Origin of the sequence: Sphingomonas sp. Ag1 (assembly GCF_000980895.1) — a bacterium.
GTDB classification, from domain to species: domain Bacteria; phylum Pseudomonadota; class Alphaproteobacteria; order Sphingomonadales; family Sphingomonadaceae; genus Sphingomonas; species Sphingomonas panaciterrae.
Map to the genome: position 1 here is coordinate 36,747 of NZ_LAZX01000087.1, position 17,123 is coordinate 53,869.

At 64.3% G+C, this 17,123-nt stretch carries 28 protein-coding genes; all 28 read left to right on the forward strand.

Features of this window, described 5'->3' with window-relative positions:
• The first annotated feature begins 119 nt into the window (after window positions 1–119).
• The 28 genes from rpsJ to guaA all read left to right on the forward strand — a co-directional run bounded on the left by rpsJ (window position 120) and on the right by guaA (window position 17,097).
• Window positions 120–428, forward strand: coding sequence for a 30S ribosomal protein S10 (rpsJ, locus tag XM50_RS06970; RefSeq protein WP_007406109.1), 309 nt, complete (start codon window positions 120–122; stop codon window positions 426–428).
• Window positions 429–711: 283 nt separating this feature from the next.
• Complete coding sequence (rplC, locus tag XM50_RS06975; protein ID WP_046408547.1) at window positions 712–1,446, forward strand: 50S ribosomal protein L3; 735 nt, start codon at window positions 712–714, stop codon at window positions 1,444–1,446.
• 2 nt (window positions 1,447–1,448) lie between these two features.
• The gene (gene rplD, locus XM50_RS06980; RefSeq protein ID WP_046408549.1) at window positions 1,449–2,063 is read left to right on the forward strand and encodes a 50S ribosomal protein L4; all 615 of its coding nucleotides are present in this window, start codon (window positions 1,449–1,451) and stop codon (window positions 2,061–2,063) included.
• The gene (locus XM50_RS06985; protein WP_046408551.1) at window positions 2,056–2,370 is read left to right on the forward strand and encodes a 50S ribosomal protein L23; all 315 of its coding nucleotides are present in this window, start codon (window positions 2,056–2,058) and stop codon (window positions 2,368–2,370) included. The genes rplD and XM50_RS06985 overlap by 8 nt, the downstream gene beginning before the upstream one ends.
• A gap of 1 nt (window position 2,371) precedes the next feature.
• Window positions 2,372–3,205: a 50S ribosomal protein L2 gene (gene rplB / locus XM50_RS06990; protein WP_046408552.1), complete on the forward strand. Its 834-nt coding sequence runs from the start codon at window positions 2,372–2,374 to the stop codon at window positions 3,203–3,205.
• Complete coding sequence (gene rpsS, locus XM50_RS06995) at window positions 3,205–3,483, forward strand: 30S ribosomal protein S19 (protein WP_046408554.1); 279 nt, start codon at window positions 3,205–3,207, stop codon at window positions 3,481–3,483. The genes rplB and rpsS overlap by 1 nt, the downstream gene beginning before the upstream one ends.
• Window positions 3,483–3,860, forward strand: coding sequence for a 50S ribosomal protein L22 (gene rplV, locus XM50_RS07000; protein ID WP_046408556.1), 378 nt, complete (start codon window positions 3,483–3,485; stop codon window positions 3,858–3,860). Before rpsS ends, rplV begins: the two co-directional genes overlap by 1 nt.
• A complete protein-coding gene (gene rpsC, locus XM50_RS07005; protein ID WP_046408557.1) occupies window positions 3,860–4,567 on the forward strand; it encodes a 30S ribosomal protein S3 in 708 nt (235 codons plus the stop codon). The genes rplV and rpsC overlap by 1 nt, the downstream gene beginning before the upstream one ends.
• A gap of 12 nt (window positions 4,568–4,579) precedes the next feature.
• Complete coding sequence (gene rplP / locus XM50_RS07010; RefSeq protein WP_046408559.1) at window positions 4,580–5,014, forward strand: 50S ribosomal protein L16; 435 nt, start codon at window positions 4,580–4,582, stop codon at window positions 5,012–5,014.
• Window position 5,015: 1 nt separating this feature from the next.
• On the forward strand, window positions 5,016–5,219 hold the full coding sequence (gene rpmC / locus XM50_RS07015; RefSeq protein ID WP_046408560.1) for a 50S ribosomal protein L29: 204 nt from the start codon (window positions 5,016–5,018) through the stop codon (window positions 5,217–5,219).
• Window positions 5,220–5,232: 13 nt separating this feature from the next.
• Entirely contained in the window at window positions 5,233–5,517 is a 285-nt protein-coding gene (gene rpsQ / locus XM50_RS07020) for a 30S ribosomal protein S17 (protein WP_046408562.1), read from the forward strand.
• 247 nt (window positions 5,518–5,764) lie between these two features.
• Window positions 5,765–6,133 (forward strand): 50S ribosomal protein L14, encoded by a 369-nt coding sequence (gene rplN, locus XM50_RS07025; RefSeq protein WP_017979484.1) that lies wholly within the window; start codon window positions 5,765–5,767, stop codon window positions 6,131–6,133.
• Entirely contained in the window at window positions 6,133–6,450 is a 318-nt protein-coding gene (rplX, locus tag XM50_RS07030; protein ID WP_046408565.1) for a 50S ribosomal protein L24, read from the forward strand. The genes rplN and rplX overlap by 1 nt, the downstream gene beginning before the upstream one ends.
• Window positions 6,443–7,027, forward strand: a complete 585-nt coding sequence (gene rplE, locus XM50_RS07035) for a 50S ribosomal protein L5 (protein WP_046408566.1) — start codon at window positions 6,443–6,445, stop codon at window positions 7,025–7,027. Before rplX ends, rplE begins: the two co-directional genes overlap by 8 nt.
• 38 nt (window positions 7,028–7,065) lie before the next feature.
• Window positions 7,066–7,371, forward strand: a complete 306-nt coding sequence (gene rpsN, locus XM50_RS07040; protein WP_046408568.1) for a 30S ribosomal protein S14 — start codon at window positions 7,066–7,068, stop codon at window positions 7,369–7,371.
• A gap of 10 nt (window positions 7,372–7,381) precedes the next feature.
• Window positions 7,382–7,777 carry a 30S ribosomal protein S8 gene (gene rpsH / locus XM50_RS07045; RefSeq protein ID WP_046408570.1) on the forward strand — a complete coding sequence of 132 codons (396 nt, stop codon included), beginning with the start codon at window positions 7,382–7,384 and terminating at the stop codon, window positions 7,775–7,777.
• The gene (gene rplF / locus XM50_RS07050; protein WP_046408571.1) at window positions 7,777–8,310 is read left to right on the forward strand and encodes a 50S ribosomal protein L6; all 534 of its coding nucleotides are present in this window, start codon (window positions 7,777–7,779) and stop codon (window positions 8,308–8,310) included. Before rpsH ends, rplF begins: the two co-directional genes overlap by 1 nt.
• The gene (rplR, locus tag XM50_RS07055) at window positions 8,307–8,657 is read left to right on the forward strand and encodes a 50S ribosomal protein L18 (protein WP_046408573.1); all 351 of its coding nucleotides are present in this window, start codon (window positions 8,307–8,309) and stop codon (window positions 8,655–8,657) included. Before rplF ends, rplR begins: the two co-directional genes overlap by 4 nt.
• A 3-nt stretch (window positions 8,658–8,660) precedes the next feature.
• Window positions 8,661–9,398, forward strand: coding sequence for a 30S ribosomal protein S5 (gene rpsE / locus XM50_RS07060; RefSeq protein WP_046408574.1), 738 nt, complete (start codon window positions 8,661–8,663; stop codon window positions 9,396–9,398).
• 6 nt (window positions 9,399–9,404) lie between these two features.
• Window positions 9,405–9,581, forward strand: a complete 177-nt coding sequence (gene rpmD / locus XM50_RS07065; RefSeq protein WP_046408576.1) for a 50S ribosomal protein L30 — start codon at window positions 9,405–9,407, stop codon at window positions 9,579–9,581.
• A gap of 94 nt (window positions 9,582–9,675) precedes the next feature.
• Window positions 9,676–10,218, forward strand: a complete 543-nt coding sequence (gene rplO, locus XM50_RS07070) for a 50S ribosomal protein L15 (RefSeq protein ID WP_046408578.1) — start codon at window positions 9,676–9,678, stop codon at window positions 10,216–10,218.
• A 187-nt stretch (window positions 10,219–10,405) separates the two neighbouring features.
• Window positions 10,406–11,752, forward strand: a complete 1,347-nt coding sequence (secY, locus tag XM50_RS07075; protein WP_046408579.1) for a preprotein translocase subunit SecY — start codon at window positions 10,406–10,408, stop codon at window positions 11,750–11,752.
• Between the two features lie 35 nt (window positions 11,753–11,787).
• Entirely contained in the window at window positions 11,788–12,438 is a 651-nt protein-coding gene (locus XM50_RS07080; protein ID WP_046408581.1) for an adenylate kinase, read from the forward strand.
• Window positions 12,439–12,705: 267 nt separating this feature from the next.
• Window positions 12,706–13,074 (forward strand): 30S ribosomal protein S13, encoded by a 369-nt coding sequence (gene rpsM, locus XM50_RS07085; protein WP_046408582.1) that lies wholly within the window; start codon window positions 12,706–12,708, stop codon window positions 13,072–13,074.
• A gap of 86 nt (window positions 13,075–13,160) precedes the next feature.
• The gene (gene rpsK / locus XM50_RS07090; RefSeq protein ID WP_019516037.1) at window positions 13,161–13,550 is read left to right on the forward strand and encodes a 30S ribosomal protein S11; all 390 of its coding nucleotides are present in this window, start codon (window positions 13,161–13,163) and stop codon (window positions 13,548–13,550) included.
• A gap of 92 nt (window positions 13,551–13,642) precedes the next feature.
• Window positions 13,643–14,704 (forward strand): DNA-directed RNA polymerase subunit alpha, encoded by a 1,062-nt coding sequence (locus XM50_RS07095; RefSeq protein ID WP_046408585.1) that lies wholly within the window; start codon window positions 13,643–13,645, stop codon window positions 14,702–14,704.
• A gap of 258 nt (window positions 14,705–14,962) precedes the next feature.
• Window positions 14,963–15,385, forward strand: a complete 423-nt coding sequence (gene rplQ / locus XM50_RS07100; RefSeq protein ID WP_046408586.1) for a 50S ribosomal protein L17 — start codon at window positions 14,963–14,965, stop codon at window positions 15,383–15,385.
• Between the two features lie 158 nt (window positions 15,386–15,543).
• A complete protein-coding gene (guaA, locus tag XM50_RS07105) occupies window positions 15,544–17,097 on the forward strand; it encodes a glutamine-hydrolyzing GMP synthase (protein WP_046408588.1) in 1,554 nt (517 codons plus the stop codon).
• Window positions 17,098–17,123 lie beyond the last annotated feature (26 nt).

The following is a 17,123-nucleotide window of genomic DNA, read 5'->3' on the forward strand; positions in this document are numbered from 1 at the left end:
TATGGTGTGTCGGGCGGTTGCCTTTTTATGAGGGCAGGGCTATTGGCCGCGCCTTCGACAGTTTCACGAACAGCAAGAGCCGCGTTCACGTGGCCCGCTCTTTCGCATCGGTAGGGATTATGGACAGCAACATCCGCATTCGCCTGAAGGCGTTCGATCATCGCGTGCTCGACCAGGCGACCGGCGACATCGCCGACACCGCCCGACGTACCGGTGCCCTCATTCGTGGTCCGATCCCGCTCCCGACGCGTATCGAGAAGTTCACGGTCAACCGTGGCCCTCACATCGACAAGAAGAGCCGCGAGCAGTTCGAGGTGCGCACCTACAAGCGCATGCTCGACATCGTGCAGCCGACCCCGCAGACCGTCGACGCGCTGATGAAGCTCGACCTGGCGGCGGGCGTTGACGTCGAGATCAAGCTGGCGTAATGGCCGGCCTCCCGCGGTTGACGTGAGTCCCGCGGGTTTGTCGTTTCCGTGGTTCCGGAAACGCGTGGGACCCGTGAAGGGCACCTAGAGCAAGAGATACCGCCAGCTGCTTGCAGTTGGGACAGCGTCTCCCGTCTGCTCCTTGCTTGCGAGGGGCGACCAGCCCGGGACGGGGGCGCGCTTCGCTTTATACCGGGTTGAAATTGGGATGCTCCCTTCAAGGGGGCGTCACAAGCACCTGTGGGATGGGCCCGCGGGTGCCTCTGTTGAGGAGCTACGGATCATGCGTACCGGCGTGATCGCGAAGAAGATGGGCATGACCCGCCTGTTCCAGGACGACGGCCGCCACGTGCCTGTCACCGTCCTGCAGCTGGAAGGGCTTCAGGTCATCTCTCGCCGCGAAACGGAACGTGATGGCTATACGGCCGTCCAGCTTGGCGCGGGTGTCGCCAAGGCAAAGAATGTCGCCAAGCCGCAGCGCGGCCACTTCGGCAAGGCCGAAGTCGAGCCCAAGGCGATCGTCCATGAATTCCGCGTCAGCGAGGAAAATCTCCTCGATGTGGGCGCAGAGATTTCGGCCGATCACTTCGTTGCTGGCCAGTTCGTCGATATCCAGGGTCGTACCCAGGGTAAGGGTTTCGCAGGCGCCATGAAGCGCTGGAACTTCGGCGGTCTGCGTGCGACGCACGGCGTGTCGGTCTCGCACCGTTCGCACGGTTCGACCGGTAACCGTCAAGATCCGGGTCGCGTCTTCAAGAACAAGAAGATGGCCGGCCACATGGGTGACAAGAACCGCACCCAGCAGAACCTCGAGATCGTCGGCACCGACGTTGAGCGCGGCCTCATCTTCGTCAAGGGCTCGGTCCCTGGCTCGAAGGGTGGCTGGCTGTTCGTCAAGGACGCCGTGAAGCTGAAGCCGCATGCCGACGCGCCGCGTCCGGCCGGCCTGAAGGCTGCCAATAGCAACAACGCAGCGGCTGCTCCGGCACCCGAAGCGACCGACGGCCAGGAGGGCTGAACGTGAAGGTCAAGGTTTCCTCCTTCGCCGGGAACGAAGTGGCGGACGTCGAGCTGTCGGACGAGGTCTTCGGCCTCGAGCCGCGCGCTGACATCCTGCACCGCGTCGTCACCTGGCAGCTCGAGAAGCGTCGCGGCACTGCCCGCGGTACGCGCGAGCGCGCCGATGTCGCCCGTTCGGGCAAGAAGCTGGGTCGCCAGAAGGGCGGCGGTGTCGCTCGTCACGGCGATCGTCGTGCCCCCGTCTTCATCGGCGGTGGTAAGGCGCACGGTGCCCGTGTTCGCGACTTCAATCCGGGTCTGAACAAGAAGGTCCGCGCACTCGGCCTCAAGATGGCGCTGTCGAGCCATGCCAAGGCTGGTTCGCTGATCGTCCTCGACGGCTTCGAGGTCCAGAAGACCAAGGAGCTCAAGGGCCACTTCGCGACGCTCAACGTCGGCAAGCGCACGCTTGTGATCGACGGCGAGACCGCAGAGGGCTTCCGCGCCGGCTACAATCTGCCGGGTGTGGATCTGCTCCCGGCGGTTGGCGCGAACGTCTATGACATCATCAAGGCCGATACGCTGGTGCTGACCCGCGCGGCGGTCGAGAAGCTGGAGGCGCGCTTCAATGGCTAAGCAGCAGAAGGCGATCGACCCGCGTCACTATGACGTGATTGTCGCGCCGCACATCACCGAGAAGTCGACCCTTCTCTCCGAGCAGAACGCCGTGGTGTTCAAGGTGGCCAAGAAGGCCTCCAAGCCGGAGATCAAGGCGGCGGTTGAAGCGATCTTCGACGTCAGCGTCGTGGGCGTGAACACCATCGTCCAGAAGGGCAAGACGAAGCGCTGGAAGGGCGCTCCGTACTTCCGCCAGGACATGAAGAAGGCGATCGTCACGCTCAAGGACGGGCAGTCGATCGACGTCACCGAGGGGGCCAACTGAGATGGCGCTCAAGCATTATAACCCGACCAGCCCGGCTCGCCGTGGCCTGGTCCTGATCGACCGCTCGACGCTGCACAAGGGTGCGCCCGTCAAGGCGCTGACCGAAGGCAAGCGCAAGAGCGGCGGTCGCAACAACAAGGGTCACGTGACCAGCCGCGGCATCGCGGGCGGCCACAAGCAGAAGTATCGCTACATCGACTTCAAGCGTCGCAAGTGGGACGCCGAGGGTACGGTCGAGCGGCTCGAGTATGACCCCAATCGCACGGCGTTCATCGCGCTGGTCAGCTACGCCGACGGCGAGCAGGCTTACATCATCGCGCCGCAGCGTCTCGCTGCCGGTGACAAGGTGATCGCGGCCAAGAAGACCGACGTGAAGCCGGGCAATGCCATGGAGCTGGGCCAGGTTCCGGTCGGCACCATCGTCCACAATGTGGAGATGAAGCCGGGCAAGGGCGGTCAGATCGCGCGTTCGGCTGGCACCTATGTGCAGGTCGTGGGTCGTGATCGCGGCATGGTGATCGTTCGCCTGAACTCGGGCGAGCAGCGCTATATCCGCAGCGAGTGCATGGCGACGGTCGGCGCGGTGTCGAACCCCGACAACCAGAACCAGAACTTCGGCAAGGCGGGTCGTACCCGCTGGATGGGCAAGCGTCCGCTTACCCGTGGCGTCGCGAAGAACCCGGTCGACCACCCGCACGGCGGCGGTGAAGGCCGCACCTCGGGCGGCCGTCACCCGGTCACCCCGTGGGGCAAGCCGACGAAGGGTGCGCGCACCCGCCACAACAAGGCGACGGACAAGATGATCATCCGCAGCCGTCACGCGAGGAAGAAGTAATGGCTCGCTCCGTCTGGAAGGGTCCGTTCGTGGACCTTCACCTGCTGAAGAAGGCAGAGGTGGCGCAGGACAGCAACGGTCGTTCGGGTCCGATCAAGACCTGGTCGCGCCGTTCGACCATCCTGCCGCAGTTCGTCGGTCTGACGTTCAACGTGTACAATGGCCGCAAGTTCGTGCCGGTCTCGGTGAACGAGGACATGGTTGGCATGAAGCTGGGTGAGTTCGCGCCGACGCGCTACTTCCCGGGTCACGCCGCTGACAAGAAGGGCAAGCGCTGATGAGCAAGCCTCAGTCCCCCCGCAAGGTCGGCGAGAAGGAAGCGCTCTCGGTCGGCACGCAGATCCGTGGTTCGGCGCAGAAGCTGAACCTGGTCGCTGGTCTGATCCGTGGCCGCTCGGCTGCTGACGCAATGAACATCCTCGCTTTCTCCAAGAAGGCGATGGCTGTTGATGCGCGCAAGGTGCTCGCTTCGGCGATCGCCAACGCCGAGAACAACCACAACCTCGACGTCGACGCCCTCGTCGTCGCCGAGGCGTCGGTCGGCAAGTCGATCACCATGAAGCGGTTCGCCACGCGCGGCCGCGGCAAGTCCACCCGCATCCTCAAGCCGTTCTCGCGGCTCCGGATCGTCGTGCGCGAGCAGGAAGAAGCCTAATGGGTCACAAGAGCAACCCGATCGGTCTGCGCCTGCAGATCAACCGCACCTGGGACAGCCGCTGGTACGCCGACGGCGCCGACTATGGTCGCCTGCTGCTGGAGGATCTCAAGATCCGCCAGTACATCCTGAAGACGCTGCCGCAGGCGGCGATCTCCAAGGTGGTGATCGAGCGTCCGGCCAAGCTGTGCCGCATCTCCATCTTTGCTGCACGTCCCGGCGTGATCATCGGCAAGAAGGGCTCGGACATCGAGAAGCTGCGCAAGACGCTCGGCGCGATGACCAGCTCGGACGTGTCGCTGAACATCGTCGAGATCCGCAAGCCGGAAGTCGATGCGAAGCTCGTCGCACAGGGCATTGCCGATCAGCTGGAGCGTCGTATCGCGTTCCGCCGCGCCATGAAGCGTGCGGTGCAGTCCGCGATGCGCCTCGGTGCCGACGGCATCCGCGTGGCATGTGGTGGCCGTCTTGGCGGCGCCGAGATCGCCCGTTCGGAAAGCTACCGCGAAGGCCGCGTTCCGCTGCACACGCTGCGCGCGAACATGGACTATGCCGAGGCCCAGGCGCACACCGCTTATGGCGTGTGCGGCGTCAAGGTCTGGATCTTCAAGGGTGAAATCCTTGGTCACGATCCGATGGCTACCGACCGGTTGATGATGGAGGCTCAGACCTCCGGCGTGCGCCCTGCGCGCGACGACCGCCGCTAAGGAGTAGAAGAAGTGCTGCAACCCAAGCGCACCAAGTTCCGCAAGGCGTTCAAGGGCCGCATCAGCGGCGACGCCAAGGGCGGTACCGCGCTCAACTTCGGGTCGTACGGCCTGAAGGCAATGGAGCCGGAGCGTATCACCGCACGCCAGATCGAGGCGGCTCGCCGCGCGATCACGCGTCACATCAAGCGCCAAGGCCGCCTCTGGATCCGCGTGTTCCCGGACGTTCCCGTGTCGGGCAAGCCGGCCGAAGTCCGCATGGGGTCGGGTAAGGGCTCGCCGGAATATTGGGCCGCCCGCGTGAAGCCGGGTCGCATCCTGTTCGAACTGGATGGCGTTCCCGGTCCGCTTGCTGCCGAAGCTTTCGAGCGTGCGGCAATGAAGCTCCCCATCAAGACCAAGGTCGTGGCGCGTCTCGGCGACACGTCGCACCTCGGAGGCGAGTAAGATGGCGAACAAGACTGACTTCAACGGCCAGAGCGACGACCAGCTCGTCGAGGCGCTGGGCAACCTGAAGCGCGAGCAGTTCAACCTGCGCTTCCAGGCGGCGACCAACCAGCTCGAGAAGCCGAGCCGCGTGCGCGAGGTCCGCAAGGACATCGCCCGCATCAAGACCCTGCAGGCGCAGCGCACCGCTGCCGCCGGCAAGTAAGAGGACCACAGCCATGCCGAAGCGCGTGCTGACCGGGCTGATCGTCTCCGACAAGGGCGACAAGACGGTGGTGGTGAACGTAGAGCGTAAGGTGAAGCACCCGCTCTACGGCAAGATCATCCGCCGTTCGAAGAAGTACCACGCCCATGACGAGGCGAATGAGTACAAGCAGGGCGAGACCGTGCGGATCGAAGAGACCGCGCCGATCTCCAAGCTGAAGACCTGGAAGGTCGTCGATCGGGTCAACACCCACGCGACGCCGGAACGGGTCGAGATCGACGAGCCGGCCTCGGCGTAAGCCGCAGGCCCGGGTCGAAGACCAGGGCGCTCCTGTCGGTATCGGCCAGGGTCCGGGATTCCCGGAGACCAGTCGAGGGGCAGGAGCGATCGAGAGCAGGCAAGGGTGAGGCCCCACGGGGCATTGCCTTTTGTCTGTGGAGCGGCTACCGGGCCGCTCCCCCTGGACGCGATTGTCGCGCCCGGGGTCGTTTTTTTAAGGCGGGGTTGGGTCGGTATCCACCCCATAGAGAGAAGGAAGCGGATCGATGATCCAGATGCAGTCCAATCTCGACGTCGCTGACAACAGCGGCGCGAAGCGGGTACAGTGCATCAAGGTGCTTGGTGGTTCCAAGCGCCGCACGGCCAGCGTCGGCGACATCATTGTCGTGTCGATCAAGGAAGCTCAGCCGCGTGGCAAGGTGAAGAAGGGTGACGTGCATCGCGCGGTCATCGTTCGCACTGCCAAGGACATTCACCGTGCGGACGGTTCGACCATCCGTTTCGACGGCAATGCCGCAGTGCTGGTCAACAAGAACGAGGAGCCGATCGGCACCCGTATCTTCGGCCCGGTCGTGCGTGAACTGCGCGGCAAGAAGCACATGAAGATCATCTCGCTGGCTCCGGAGGTGCTGTAATGGCTGCCGCCAAGATCAAGAAGGGCGACCAGGTCATTGTTCTGTCCGGCAAGGACAAGGGCAAGACCGGCACCGTCAGCGCTTCCATGCCGAAGGACGGCAAGGTCGTCGTCGCCGGCGTGAACGTCGCGACCCGCCACACCAAGCCGTCGCAGATGAACCCGCAGGGCGGCCTGAACCGCTTCGAAGCGCCGCTTCACATCTCGAAGGTCGCGCACGTGACCGCCGACGGCAAGCCGACGCGCGTCCGTTTCGAAATGCAGGACGGCAAGAAGGTCCGTGTTGCGGTCAAGACCGGGGAGAAGATCGATGGCTGATGGCTACACGCCCCGCCTGCGCAAGCTGTATGACGAGACCATCGCAAAGGCGATGATCGAGAAGTTCGGCTACAAGAACGCGCTCGAGATTCCGCGTATCGAGAAGATCGTGCTCAACATGGGCGTCGGTGAGGCGACCCAGGACAAGAAGCGTGTCGAGCAGGCTGCTTCCGAGATGGAGCTGATCGCGGGTCAGAAGCCGGTGATCACCCGTGCGAAGAAGTCGATCGCACAGTTCAAGCTGCGTGAAGGCATGCCGATCGGGGTCAAGGTCACGCTGCGTCGTGAGCGCATGTACGAGTTCCTCGACCGCTTCATCACCATCGCGCTCCCGCGCGTCCGCGACTTCCGCGGCCTGAACCCGAAGAGCTTCGATGGGCGTGGCAACTATGCCTGCGGCCTGAAGGAGCAAATCGTGTTCCCCGAGATCAACTATGACCGCATCGACAAGGTGCGCGGCATGGACGTGATCGTCACCACGACCGCCAAGACCGACGACGAGGCGCGTGAGCTGCTTCGCCTGTTCGGCTTCCCGTTCCCGCGGGATGAGGCGGCAGAAGAGAAGAAGGCGGCGTGAGCCCCTTGGCAACGAACTGAACGAGAGAGCTTAAGTCCATGGCGAAACTGAGTTCCGTGAACAAGAACGAGCGTCGCAAGAAGCTCGTGAAGCAATATGCCCCTAAGTGGGCAAAGCTGAAGGCAACGGCGAACGACAAGTCGCTCGACGAGACCGAGCGTCTCATCGCGCGTCTGAAGATGGCCGAGCTGCCGCGCAATTCGAACCCGACCCGTATCCGCAATCGTTGCGAGATCACCGGCCGGCCGCGTGCGTATTACCGCAAGTTCCGTCTTGCCCGCGTCATGCTTCGGGAACTGGCCAACAAGGGCCTGATTCCTGGTCTGACGAAGTCGAGCTGGTAAGGACACCAAGATGGCAGTGACCGATCCCCTGGGTGACCTGCTCACCCGCATCCGCAACGGCCAGCGCGCACGTAAGGACAGCGTCGTGTCGCCGGCGTCGAAGCTGCGGACCCGCGTGCTCGACGTGCTTCAGCGCGAAGGCTATATCCGTGGCTATAGCGAGGAAGATATGGGCCCCGTTAAGGGCGTCCGTATCGAGCTCAAGTATTTCGAGGGCCAGCCGGCGATCAAGCATGTCGCCCGCGTCTCGAAGCCTGGTCGTCGTATCTACAGCGGCTCGCAGAGCCTGCCGCGCGTGATGAACGGCCTGGGCATCACGATCGTCTCGACGCCGCGCGGCGTGCTTTCCGATGCGGAAGCGCGTGAGCAGAACGTCGGCGGCGAAGTGCTGGCGGAGGTGTTCTGATGAGCCGCATCGGCAAGAAGGCAGTCACGGTTCCGGCCGGTGTCACTGCCACGATCGAAGGCAAGCAGATGACGGTGAAGGGGCCCAAGGGCACCCTCGGCCTCACGCTGCGCGATGAGATCAAGTACACGCTCGAGGACGGCGCCATTTCGGTGCAGCCGGCGAACGACTCCAAGCAGGCGCGCGCCTTCTGGGGTATGCAGCGCACCATGGTGCAGAACCTGGTCACTGGCGTGACCGACGGTTTCACCAAGAAGCTGCTGATCACCGGCGTCGGCTATCGTGCCGCTGCGCAGGGGCGCAAGCTCAAGCTGCAGCTTGGCTACAGCCATGACGTCGACATCGACGTGCCGGAAGGCATCGAGGTGAAGACCCCGGATCAGACCACGGTCGAAATCTCGGGCGCTGACAAGCAGAAGGTTGGCCAGCTGGCCGCCGAGATCCGCCGCTGGCGCAAGCCTGAGCCGTACAAGGGCAAGGGCATCAAGTACGACGGCGAGTTCATCTTCCGTAAGGAAGGAAAGAAGAAGTGACCAAGGGCCTTTCGCTTTTCGAGAAGCGGCGTCGCCGCAACCGTACGGCGCTTCGTGCGCGCAGCGGTGGCCGTCCGCGCCTGTCCGTGCATCGTTCGGGCAAGCACATCTACGCTCAGGTGATCGACGACGCACAGGGCCGCACGGTCGCTGCCGCGTCGACGCTCCAGGGCCACGAAGGTCCGACGTCGAACGTCGATGCCGCGACTGCCGTTGGCAAGCGCATTGCCGAGGCGGCGAAGGCTGCTGGCGTCACGCAGGTCGTGTTCGATCGTGGCGGCTTCCTCTTTCACGGCCGGGTGAAGGCGCTGGCGGAAGCCGCGCGCGAAGCCGGACTGGAGTTCTAAGACATGGCTGACGAAAACAACGCGCCGGAAGCGGTGCAGCAGGACGCAGCTCCCGCCACCAATGACGCGCCGCAGGGCGGTGGTTATGCCGGTGGTGGTCGTGGTCGTGGCGGCCCTGGTGGCGGCCGTGGCCGTGGCGGCCCCGGTGGCAACCGCGGTGGCCGTGACGGTGGTCGCGGTCGTCGTGACGACCGCAACCGCGACGAGGGTGGTGAGGAGCTGATCGAGAAGCTCGTCCACATCAACCGCGTGTCGAAGACGGTGAAGGGCGGTAAGCGCTTCGGCTTCGCAGCGCTCGTCGTGGTCGGCGATGGCAAGGGCCGTGTCGGCTTCGGTCATGGCAAGGCGCGCGAAGTGCCGGAGGCGATCTCCAAGGCGACTGCCGCTGCCAAGAAGGCGATGGTTCGCGTGCCGCTGAAGGAAGGCCGCACGCTGCACCATGACGTGAACGGTCACTTCGGTGCCGGTCGCGTCACCGTCCGCTCGGCGCCGCAGGGCACCGGCATCATCGCGGGTGGCCCGATGCGCGCCATCTTCGAGTCGCTCGGTGTTGCCGACGTGGTGACCAAGTCGGTCGGTACGTCGAACCCGTACAACATGATCCGCGCCACGTTCGAGGCGCTGAACAACCAGACCTCGCCGAAGGCGGTTGCACAGCGCCGTGGCAAGAAGATCGCCGATCTGCTCGGCCGCGGTGGTTCGCAGACCGCCGAGGCGGATGCTGCGGCCATCACGGAGTAAGCCGACATGGCAACCATCAAGGTGAAGCAGACCGGATCGCCGATCCGTCGCACCAAGGACCAGCGCGCAACGCTGATCGGCCTTGGCCTCAACAAGATGCACCGTGTTTCGGAGCTCGAGGACAGCCCCGAGGTCCGCGGCATGATCCGCAAGGTGCAGCACATGGTCGAGGTTCAGGACTAAGCGTCCTTTGCCTGACTAGTGACAAATACCGGGAAGGGGGCTAAGCGGCCCCCTTCCTTTTATCAGCGCGTCAAAAGCGAAAGCGAGTGCACACATGAAACTGAACGAACTCCGGGACAACGCAGGCGCCCGTCATCGCAAGATCCGCGTCGGGCGCGGCATCGGCTCGGGCAAGGGCAAGACCGGCGGTCGCGGCCAGAAGGGCCAGAAGAGCCGTGAGGGCGTGTCCATCGCGGGCTTCGAGGGCGGTCAGATGCCGCTCCACATGCGTCTGCCGAAGCGCGGCTTCAACAACATCTTCGCCAAGGATTATGCCGAGGTGAACCTGGGCGCGATCCAGAAGGCAGTCGACGCAGGCAAGCTGACCGGCACCGACGTCGATCACGCCGCATTGAAGGCTGCAGGCCTGGCGCGTGGCGGCAAGGACGGCGTTCGCCTGCTCGCCAAGGGCGAGATCAGCGCGAAGCTGAACTTCACCGTTGCCGGCGTCTCTGCCTCGGCGCGTGAAGCGATCGAAAAGGCTGGCGGTTCGGTCAACGTGATCGAGGTCGTCGCGGCTTCGGAGAAGGCGGCAGCCAAGAAGGGCAAGGCTCGCGAGGCGCGTCTGGCCAACAAGGCGGCGAAGTCCGGCAACTGACCACAGACGGCCCCCGGCCCAGCGTCGGGGTGCTGCCTGGATCCGCTTGCGATCTGATTTCCGGTTTTTACCGGAGCAGAATCTGCTCGCTAGGTTAGACAAGCCTTCGAGCAGGCCTATATGAGCGGCGGGGCAGGGCATAATAACCCGCTCCGCCGTTTTTCGTTTCCGAAGGCACCGACGTACGATGGCATCCGCAGCCGACCAAATGGCGCAAAGCATCAGTCTCGCGAAGTTCTCGCAGGCGACCGACCTCAAGAAGAGGCTGTGGTTCACGATCGGTGCGCTGATCGTCTTCCGCCTGCTCAGCTACGTGCCGCTTCCGGGTATTGACCCGACCGGCCTCGCTGCACTGGCTCAGCAGACCAAGGGTGGTGTGCTGGACTTCTTCAACACCTTCTCGGGCGGCGCGCTTGAGCGTGCGTCGCTGATCGCGCTTGGCGTGATGCCGTACATCACGGCGTCAATCGTGGTGCAGCTCGCCACCTCGCTCTCGCCGCAGCTTGCAGCGATCAAGAAGGAAGGTGAGAGCGGTCGCAAGAAGCTGAACCAGTATACGCGCTACGGCACGGTGCTGCTGACCGCGATCCAGGGCTATGTCATCGCGACCGGCCTGGAAGCGGGCGGGGCGGTGGTTGAGCCCGGCATGTTGTTCCGGGTCGCTGCTGTCATCTCGCTGATCGGCGGTACGATGTTCCTGATGTGGATCGGTGAGCAGATCACCAGCCGCGGCATCGGCAACGGCATTTCGCTGATCATCATGGCCGGCATCGTCGCGCACCTGCCGACGACGATCGTCAACCTGCTCGAAGGCGGCCGCACCGGTTCGATGAGCCCGGCGATCGTGATCGCCATCATCCTGGCGGTCGCTGGCCTGGTGCTGTTCATCTGCTTCATGGAGCGCGCGCAGCGCCGGATCCTGATCCAGTACCCGAAGCGTCAGACCGCGCGCGGTGTTCAGGCGGATCGCAGCCACCTGCCGCTGAAGATCAACACGGCGGGCGTGATCCCTCCGATCTTTGCCTCGTCGTTGCTTCTGCTGCCGCTGACGATCACGCAGTTCGCGGGTCAGAGCGTGTCGGGTGAGAGCTGGTGGGGTGACGTGATCATCAGCCTCAACCAGTATCTGCAGCACGGCAGCCCGCTCTACATGCTCCTGTATGGCGCCGGCATCATCTTCTTCTCGTTCTTCTACACTGCGGTTGTATTCAACCCGGAGGAGACGGCAGAGAATTTGAAGCGCTACGGTGGATTCGTCCCCGGCATCCGCCCCGGCAAGAACACGGAACAGTATTTCGACTATGTGCTGACCCGGATCACCGTGATCGGCGCGGCCTATCTGGCGTTCATCTGCCTGGTGCCGGAGTATCTAGTGTCGGCGCTGTCGATCCCCTTCTATCTGGGGGGCACGAGCTTGCTGATCGTCGTCAACGTGACGATGGATACGGTGACACAGATCCAGTCGCACTTGCTGGCGCACCAATATGGTGACCTCATCAAGAAGGCGAAGCTGAAGGGCGGTCGCCTGCGCTGAGACGCGCGGGTGGATCGAAAGGGGAGGACGTTTTCGTGAACATCATTCTTCTTGGGCCTCCGGGGGCGGGCAAGGGCACGCAGTCCGAGCGCCTCGTGGCCGAGCGCGGCATGGTTCAGCTGTCCACGGGTGACATGCTGCGCGCGGCGGTGAAGGCAGGGACGCCGGTCGGCCTTCAGGCGAAGGCGGTGATGGATGCGGGCGAGCTGGTGTCCGACGCGATTGTGTCGGCGCTGATCGGGGAGAACCTGGACCGTTTGTCTGACGGGCAGGGGGCGATTTTCGACGGTTATCCGCGGACTGCGGCGCAGGCCGAGGCCCTGGACCTGCTGCTTGAGGAGCGTGGCCGGACGCTCGACCATGTGATCGAGCTTGAGGTGAACGAGGACGCGCTGGTCGAGCGAATCGTCGGTCGCTACACCTGCGCGAACTGCGGTGCGGGCTATCACGACCGGTTCAAGCAACCGAAAGTGGCGGAAACCTGCGATGTTTGCGGCGCCCATGAGTTCAAGCGCCGGCCCGACGACAATGAGGAAACCGTCCGTACGCGGATGGCGGAGTATCGCGCCAAGACGGCGCCGATCCTGCCGATCTATGAAGCGCGCGGGCTGGTGCGGCGAGTCGACGGGATGGCGGACATTGCCGTCGTGACCCGGTCGATCGAGGAAATCCTGGATCGCGGCTGAGCGACATCCGGCGAACAATGGCGGCGCGCGCATCGCGGGCGGCCTGTTCGTGGATATGTTTTGGCCTCGCCTGGTGGAGGCCTGGCCAGATGCGGAACCCATTGCTTGACATGGCGTTTGTGCGCGCCTAATTCACCGCCCTTCCAACACCTGAAGTCCGGCAGTGCGCAGTGCGCTTGCCGCATTTCTGCGTGGCGGAAGGTCCTGCGAAGAGATGGGGTGCGTGATCCATGCCGCGCCCTGTGGAGCACGAGGAGATAGAATTTCATGGCACGTATCGCGGGTGTTAACATCCCGACCAACAAGCGCGTTCTGATCGCGCTGCAGTACATCCACGGCATCGGCCCTTCCAAGGCGAAGGAAATCACCGAGAAGCTCGAGATCGCACCGGAGCGCCGCGTGCAGGACCTGAGCGACCAGGAAGTGCTCCAGATCCGCGAGGCGATCGACGCCGGCTACACCGTGGAAGGCGACCTGCGTCGCGAGACCGCGATGAACATCAAGCGCCTGATGGACCTGGCCTGCTACCGCGGCCTGCGTCACCGCAAGGGCCTGCCGGTTCGCGGCCAGCGCACGCACACCAATGCGCGCACCCGCAAGGGCAAGGCGAAGCCGATCGCAGGCAAGAAGAAGTAAGCGTCACGCTTCTTCTTCTGTCGAGGGGCTGGTTGCAGGCATGTCGCCTCCCGGCCTCCGCTTGAAATAAAGGTCAGGATTACCAAATGGCACAGGCACCGCAGCGTATTCGCCGTCGCGAGCGCAAGAACATCACCGCCGGCGTGGCGCACGTCAACGCCAGCTTCAACAACACCATGATCACCATCACCGACGCGCAGGGCAATGCGATCAGCTGGTCTTCGGCCGGCATGATGGGCTTCAAGGGTTCGCGTAAGTCGACCCCTTATGCCGCCCAGGTTGCTGCCGAGGACGCGGGCAAGAAGGCCGCCGAGCATGGCGTCCGCACGCTCGAGGTTGAGGTGAAGGGTCCGGGTTCGGGCCGCGAGTCGGCGCTTCGCGCGCTGCAGGCGGTCGGTTTTCAGATCACGTCGATCCGCGACGTGACCTCGATCCCGCACAACGGTGTGCGTCCGTCGAAGCGTCGCCGCGTCTGATGGTTCTGGCCCCCGGCTGACGAGTCGGGGTGCCCTTTTATTTCCAGGCCGGTCGCGCCCCACGACTGGCCCAACATCAGGGGACACGAGCCTTGTCCGTCAACGCAAAGAACTGGCAGGAACTTAAGAAGCCCAACGCGCTCGAGAAGAAGGGCGGCGATGGCAAGCGCAAGGCGACCTTCGTGGCCGAGCCGCTGGAGCGTGGCTTCGGCCTGACGCTCGGCAACGCGCTGCGGCGCGTTTTGCTGTCGAGCCTTCAGGGCGCAGCGGTCACGTCGATCAAGATCGAGAACGTGCTCCACGAGTTCTCGAGCCTGGCCGGCGTGCGCGAGGACGTCACCGACATCGTCCTCAACGTGAAGCAGATTGCGCTGAAGATGCAGGGCGAAGGCCCCAAGCGTCTGCAGCTGTCGGCAACCGGCCCGGCCGAAGTGAAGGCGGGCGACATCGCCGTTTCCGGCGACATCGAAGTCATGAACCCGGAACTGGTGATCTGCCACCTGGATGAAGGCGCGACCTTCAACATGGAGCTGACCGCCGACACCGGTAAGGGCTATGTCCCGGCGACCGTCAACCGCCCGGCCGATGCGCCGATCGGCCTGATCCCGGTCGATGCGCTGTATTCGCCGGTCCGCCAGGTCAGCTACAAGGTCGATCCGACCCGCGTTGGCCAGGACCTGGACTATGACAAGCTGACGCTGACGCTGGAAACCGACGGCACGGTCACCCCGGAAGATGCGCTGGGCTATGCCGGCCGCATCCTTCAGGACCAGCTGGCGCTGTTCGTCCACTTCGACGATTCGGCGGTTACCCGTTCGGCCCCGGTCGGCGTGGCGGCACCCGCAGCCGGCGCAGAGCCGGTCAGCGACACGCAGCAGATCAATCGTTACCTGCTCAAGAAGGTCGACGAGCTCGAACTGTCGGTTCGCTCGGCCAACTGCCTCAAGAACGACAACATCATCTATATCGGTGATCTGGTCGGCAAGACCGAGGCGGAAATGCTGCGCACGCCGAACTTCGGCCGCAAGTCCTTGAACGAGATCAAGGAAGTGCTGTCGTCGATGGGCCTGCGTCTGGGCATGGAAATCCCGGGCTGGCCGCCTGAGAACATCGAAGAGATGGCCAAGAAGCTCGAGCAGGAAATCATGGGCTGATCCTGCACCGGCGCAGCGTGGCTGCGCCGGAGACAGGACAGGCCCGGCCGGCGGGTCGGCAATGCCGATCCCGACCGACGGCGTGGCTCCGCCACGCCGGTCCGGCAGAAAAGTTACCGGGGCCCCGGCATGACGCCGGGGCGACGTACATCGGGTGGCCCCACGTCCCACCTGTCCCGGGGTACCGGAGGGCAACCATCAAAGGATCACTTTGATGGGGACCAAACGGCCCCCTGACGAACGAGAGAAGGACATATCATGCGTCACCGCGTAGGCGGCCGTAAGCTTCAGCGGACCTCGGCCCACCGCATTGCCCTGTTCCGCAACATGTCGGCAGCGCTGATCAAGCACGAGCAGATCACCACCACGCTCGCCAAGGCGAAGGAGCTTCGCCCGTACATCGAGAAGCTGATCACGCTGGGCAAGAAGGGCGGCCTGTCGAACCGTCGTCTCGCGCATGCTCGCTTGCTCGACGACGCGCAGCTGGTGAAGCTGTTCGATGTGCTGGCACCGCGCTACGCCGACCGTAACGGTGGTTACACCCGCATCATCAAGGCCGGCATCCGTGCGTCCGACGCCTCGCCGATGGCGATCATCGAATTCGTCGACCGCGACGTTTCGGCGAAGGGCCAGGATTCGGGTCCGGTCATGACCGATGAGGATTTCGATCAGGCCGCCTAATCGCGCCGATCATCCGATCCAAAGAAAGGGGGCGTTCCGGTTTGCCGGGGCGCCCCTTTTCCTTTGGGGGCATGACCGACGATGTGAGGGGCAGGGGGCGGCACGTCTTCGGGTTTGTCCCTCTTTCGCGCGCGCCGCGGGATCGCTACAGGCCCGCCATGGAACAGCTCGACAGCATACTCATCATCGACTTCGGCAGCCAGGTGACGCAGCTTATCGCGCGTCGCGTCCGTGAAGCGGGTGTGTACAGCGAGATCGCTCCCTTCCAGTCGGCCGGAGAAGCCTTTGCACGGATGAAGCCGCGCGGCGTCATCCTGTCGGGCGGCCCGGCGTCGGTGGTCGACGAGGGAAGCCCCCGCGCCCCGCAGGCGGTGTTCGACAGCGGCGTGCCGGTGCTGGGCATCTGTTATGGCCAGCAGGTCATGAACCTGCAGCTCGGCGGGCGAGTCGAGAAGGGCTATGCCGGCGAGTTCGGCGAGGCATTCGTCGAGGTGGAGAGCGGCTGCGGCCTGTTCGACGGCCTGTGGCGCGAGGGCGAGCGGCATCAGGTGTGGATGAGCCATGGCGACCATGTCAGCGAACTGGCGCCCGGCTTCGTGCCGGTCGCGACGTCGCCCGGTGCGCCCTTCGCGATCATCGCCGACGAGAGCCGCCAGTTCTACGGCATGCAGTTCCATCCCGAGGTGGTGCACACGCCGGACGGCGCGCGGCTGATCAAGAATTTCGCGCGTCACGTCTGCGGCATGGCCGGTGACTGGACGATGGCCGAGTTCCGCGAGACCAAGATCGCGGAGATCCGCGAGCAGGTCGGCCAGAAGAAGGTGATTTGCGGCCTGTCGGGCGGGGTCGATTCGGCGGTCGCGGCGGTGCTGATCCACGAAGCGATCGGCGACCAGCTGACCTGCGTCTTCGTCGACCATGGCCTGTTGCGCGCGGGCGAGGCCGATCAGGTCGTCAGCCTGTTCCGCGGCCATTACAACATCCCGCTGGTGCACGTGAATGCCGAGGCGCTGTTCATGAACGGGCTGGCCGGCGTCACTGACCCCGAGGCCAAGCGCAAGTTCATCGGCAAGACGTTCATCGAGGTGTTCGAGAGCGAGGCGAAGAAAATCGGGGGGGCGGAGTTCCTGGCGCAGGGCACGCTGTATCCCGACGTGATCGAGAGCGTGAGCTTCACCGGCGGGCCGTCGGTGACGATCAAGAGCCACCACAATGTCGGTGGCCTGCCCGAGCGGATGAACATGAAGCTGGTCGAGCCGCTGCGCGAGCTGTTCAAGGACGAGGTGCGCGAGCTTGGCCGCGAGCTGGGGCTGCCGGACATCTTCGTCGGCCGGCATCCGTTCCCGGGGCCGGGCCTGGCGATCCGTATTCCGGGCGAGGTGACCAAGGAGCGGTGCGACATCCTGCGCAAGGCCGACGCCATCTATCTGGAAGAGATCCGCAATGCGGGGCTCTATGATGCCATCTGGCAGGCGTTCGCCGTGCTGCTGCCGGTCCGCTCGGTCGGCGTGATGGGCGACGGGCGGACGTATGAAAGCGTGCTGGCACTGCGCGCGGTGACCTCCACCGATGGCATGACGGCGCAGGCGTTCGAGTTCCCGGGCGGGTTCCTGCCGCGGGTGTCGACGCGGATCGTCAACGAGGTGAAGGGCATCAACCGGGTGACGTATGATTATACGTCCAAGCCGCCCGGCACGATCGAGTGGGAATGATCCCCGTGCGGTCGGCGTCGCTGCGC

What these genes read in the sequence shown, in the direction of transcription:
- rplO (WP_046408578.1), top strand. Translation starts at nt 9,676, where the DNA reads ATGAAACTGAACGAACTCCGGGACAACGCAGGCGCCCGTCATCGCAAG.
- XM50_RS06985 (WP_046408551.1), top strand. Translation starts at nt 2,056, where the DNA reads ATGGCTAAGCAGCAGAAGGCGATCGACCCGCGTCACTATGACGTGATT.
- rplB (WP_046408552.1), top strand. Translation starts at nt 2,372, where the DNA reads ATGGCGCTCAAGCATTATAACCCGACCAGCCCGGCTCGCCGTGGCCTG.
- rpsQ (WP_046408562.1), top strand. Translation starts at nt 5,233, where the DNA reads ATGCCGAAGCGCGTGCTGACCGGGCTGATCGTCTCCGACAAGGGCGAC.
- rpsS (WP_046408554.1), top strand. Translation starts at nt 3,205, where the DNA reads ATGGCTCGCTCCGTCTGGAAGGGTCCGTTCGTGGACCTTCACCTGCTG.
- rpsM (WP_046408582.1), top strand. Translation starts at nt 12,706, where the DNA reads ATGGCACGTATCGCGGGTGTTAACATCCCGACCAACAAGCGCGTTCTG.
- rpmC (WP_046408560.1), top strand. Translation starts at nt 5,016, where the DNA reads ATGGCGAACAAGACTGACTTCAACGGCCAGAGCGACGACCAGCTCGTC.
- rplQ (WP_046408586.1), top strand. Translation starts at nt 14,963, where the DNA reads ATGCGTCACCGCGTAGGCGGCCGTAAGCTTCAGCGGACCTCGGCCCAC.
- rpmD (WP_046408576.1), top strand. Translation starts at nt 9,405, where the DNA reads ATGGCAACCATCAAGGTGAAGCAGACCGGATCGCCGATCCGTCGCACC.
- guaA (WP_046408588.1), top strand. Translation starts at nt 15,544, where the DNA reads ATGGAACAGCTCGACAGCATACTCATCATCGACTTCGGCAGCCAGGTG.
- rpsK (WP_019516037.1), top strand. Translation starts at nt 13,161, where the DNA reads ATGGCACAGGCACCGCAGCGTATTCGCCGTCGCGAGCGCAAGAACATC.
- rplC (WP_046408547.1), top strand. Translation starts at nt 712, where the DNA reads ATGCGTACCGGCGTGATCGCGAAGAAGATGGGCATGACCCGCCTGTTC.
- rplE (WP_046408566.1), top strand. Translation starts at nt 6,443, where the DNA reads ATGGCTGATGGCTACACGCCCCGCCTGCGCAAGCTGTATGACGAGACC.
- rpsH (WP_046408570.1), top strand. Translation starts at nt 7,382, where the DNA reads ATGGCAGTGACCGATCCCCTGGGTGACCTGCTCACCCGCATCCGCAAC.
- rpsC (WP_046408557.1), top strand. Translation starts at nt 3,860, where the DNA reads ATGGGTCACAAGAGCAACCCGATCGGTCTGCGCCTGCAGATCAACCGC.
- rplF (WP_046408571.1), top strand. Translation starts at nt 7,777, where the DNA reads ATGAGCCGCATCGGCAAGAAGGCAGTCACGGTTCCGGCCGGTGTCACT.
- secY (WP_046408579.1), top strand. Translation starts at nt 10,406, where the DNA reads ATGGCATCCGCAGCCGACCAAATGGCGCAAAGCATCAGTCTCGCGAAG.
- rplV (WP_046408556.1), top strand. Translation starts at nt 3,483, where the DNA reads ATGAGCAAGCCTCAGTCCCCCCGCAAGGTCGGCGAGAAGGAAGCGCTC.
- rplX (WP_046408565.1), top strand. Translation starts at nt 6,133, where the DNA reads ATGGCTGCCGCCAAGATCAAGAAGGGCGACCAGGTCATTGTTCTGTCC.
- rpsE (WP_046408574.1), top strand. Translation starts at nt 8,661, where the DNA reads ATGGCTGACGAAAACAACGCGCCGGAAGCGGTGCAGCAGGACGCAGCT.
- rpsN (WP_046408568.1), top strand. Translation starts at nt 7,066, where the DNA reads ATGGCGAAACTGAGTTCCGTGAACAAGAACGAGCGTCGCAAGAAGCTC.
- rplN (WP_017979484.1), top strand. Translation starts at nt 5,765, where the DNA reads ATGATCCAGATGCAGTCCAATCTCGACGTCGCTGACAACAGCGGCGCG.
- rpsJ (WP_007406109.1), top strand. Translation starts at nt 120, where the DNA reads ATGGACAGCAACATCCGCATTCGCCTGAAGGCGTTCGATCATCGCGTG.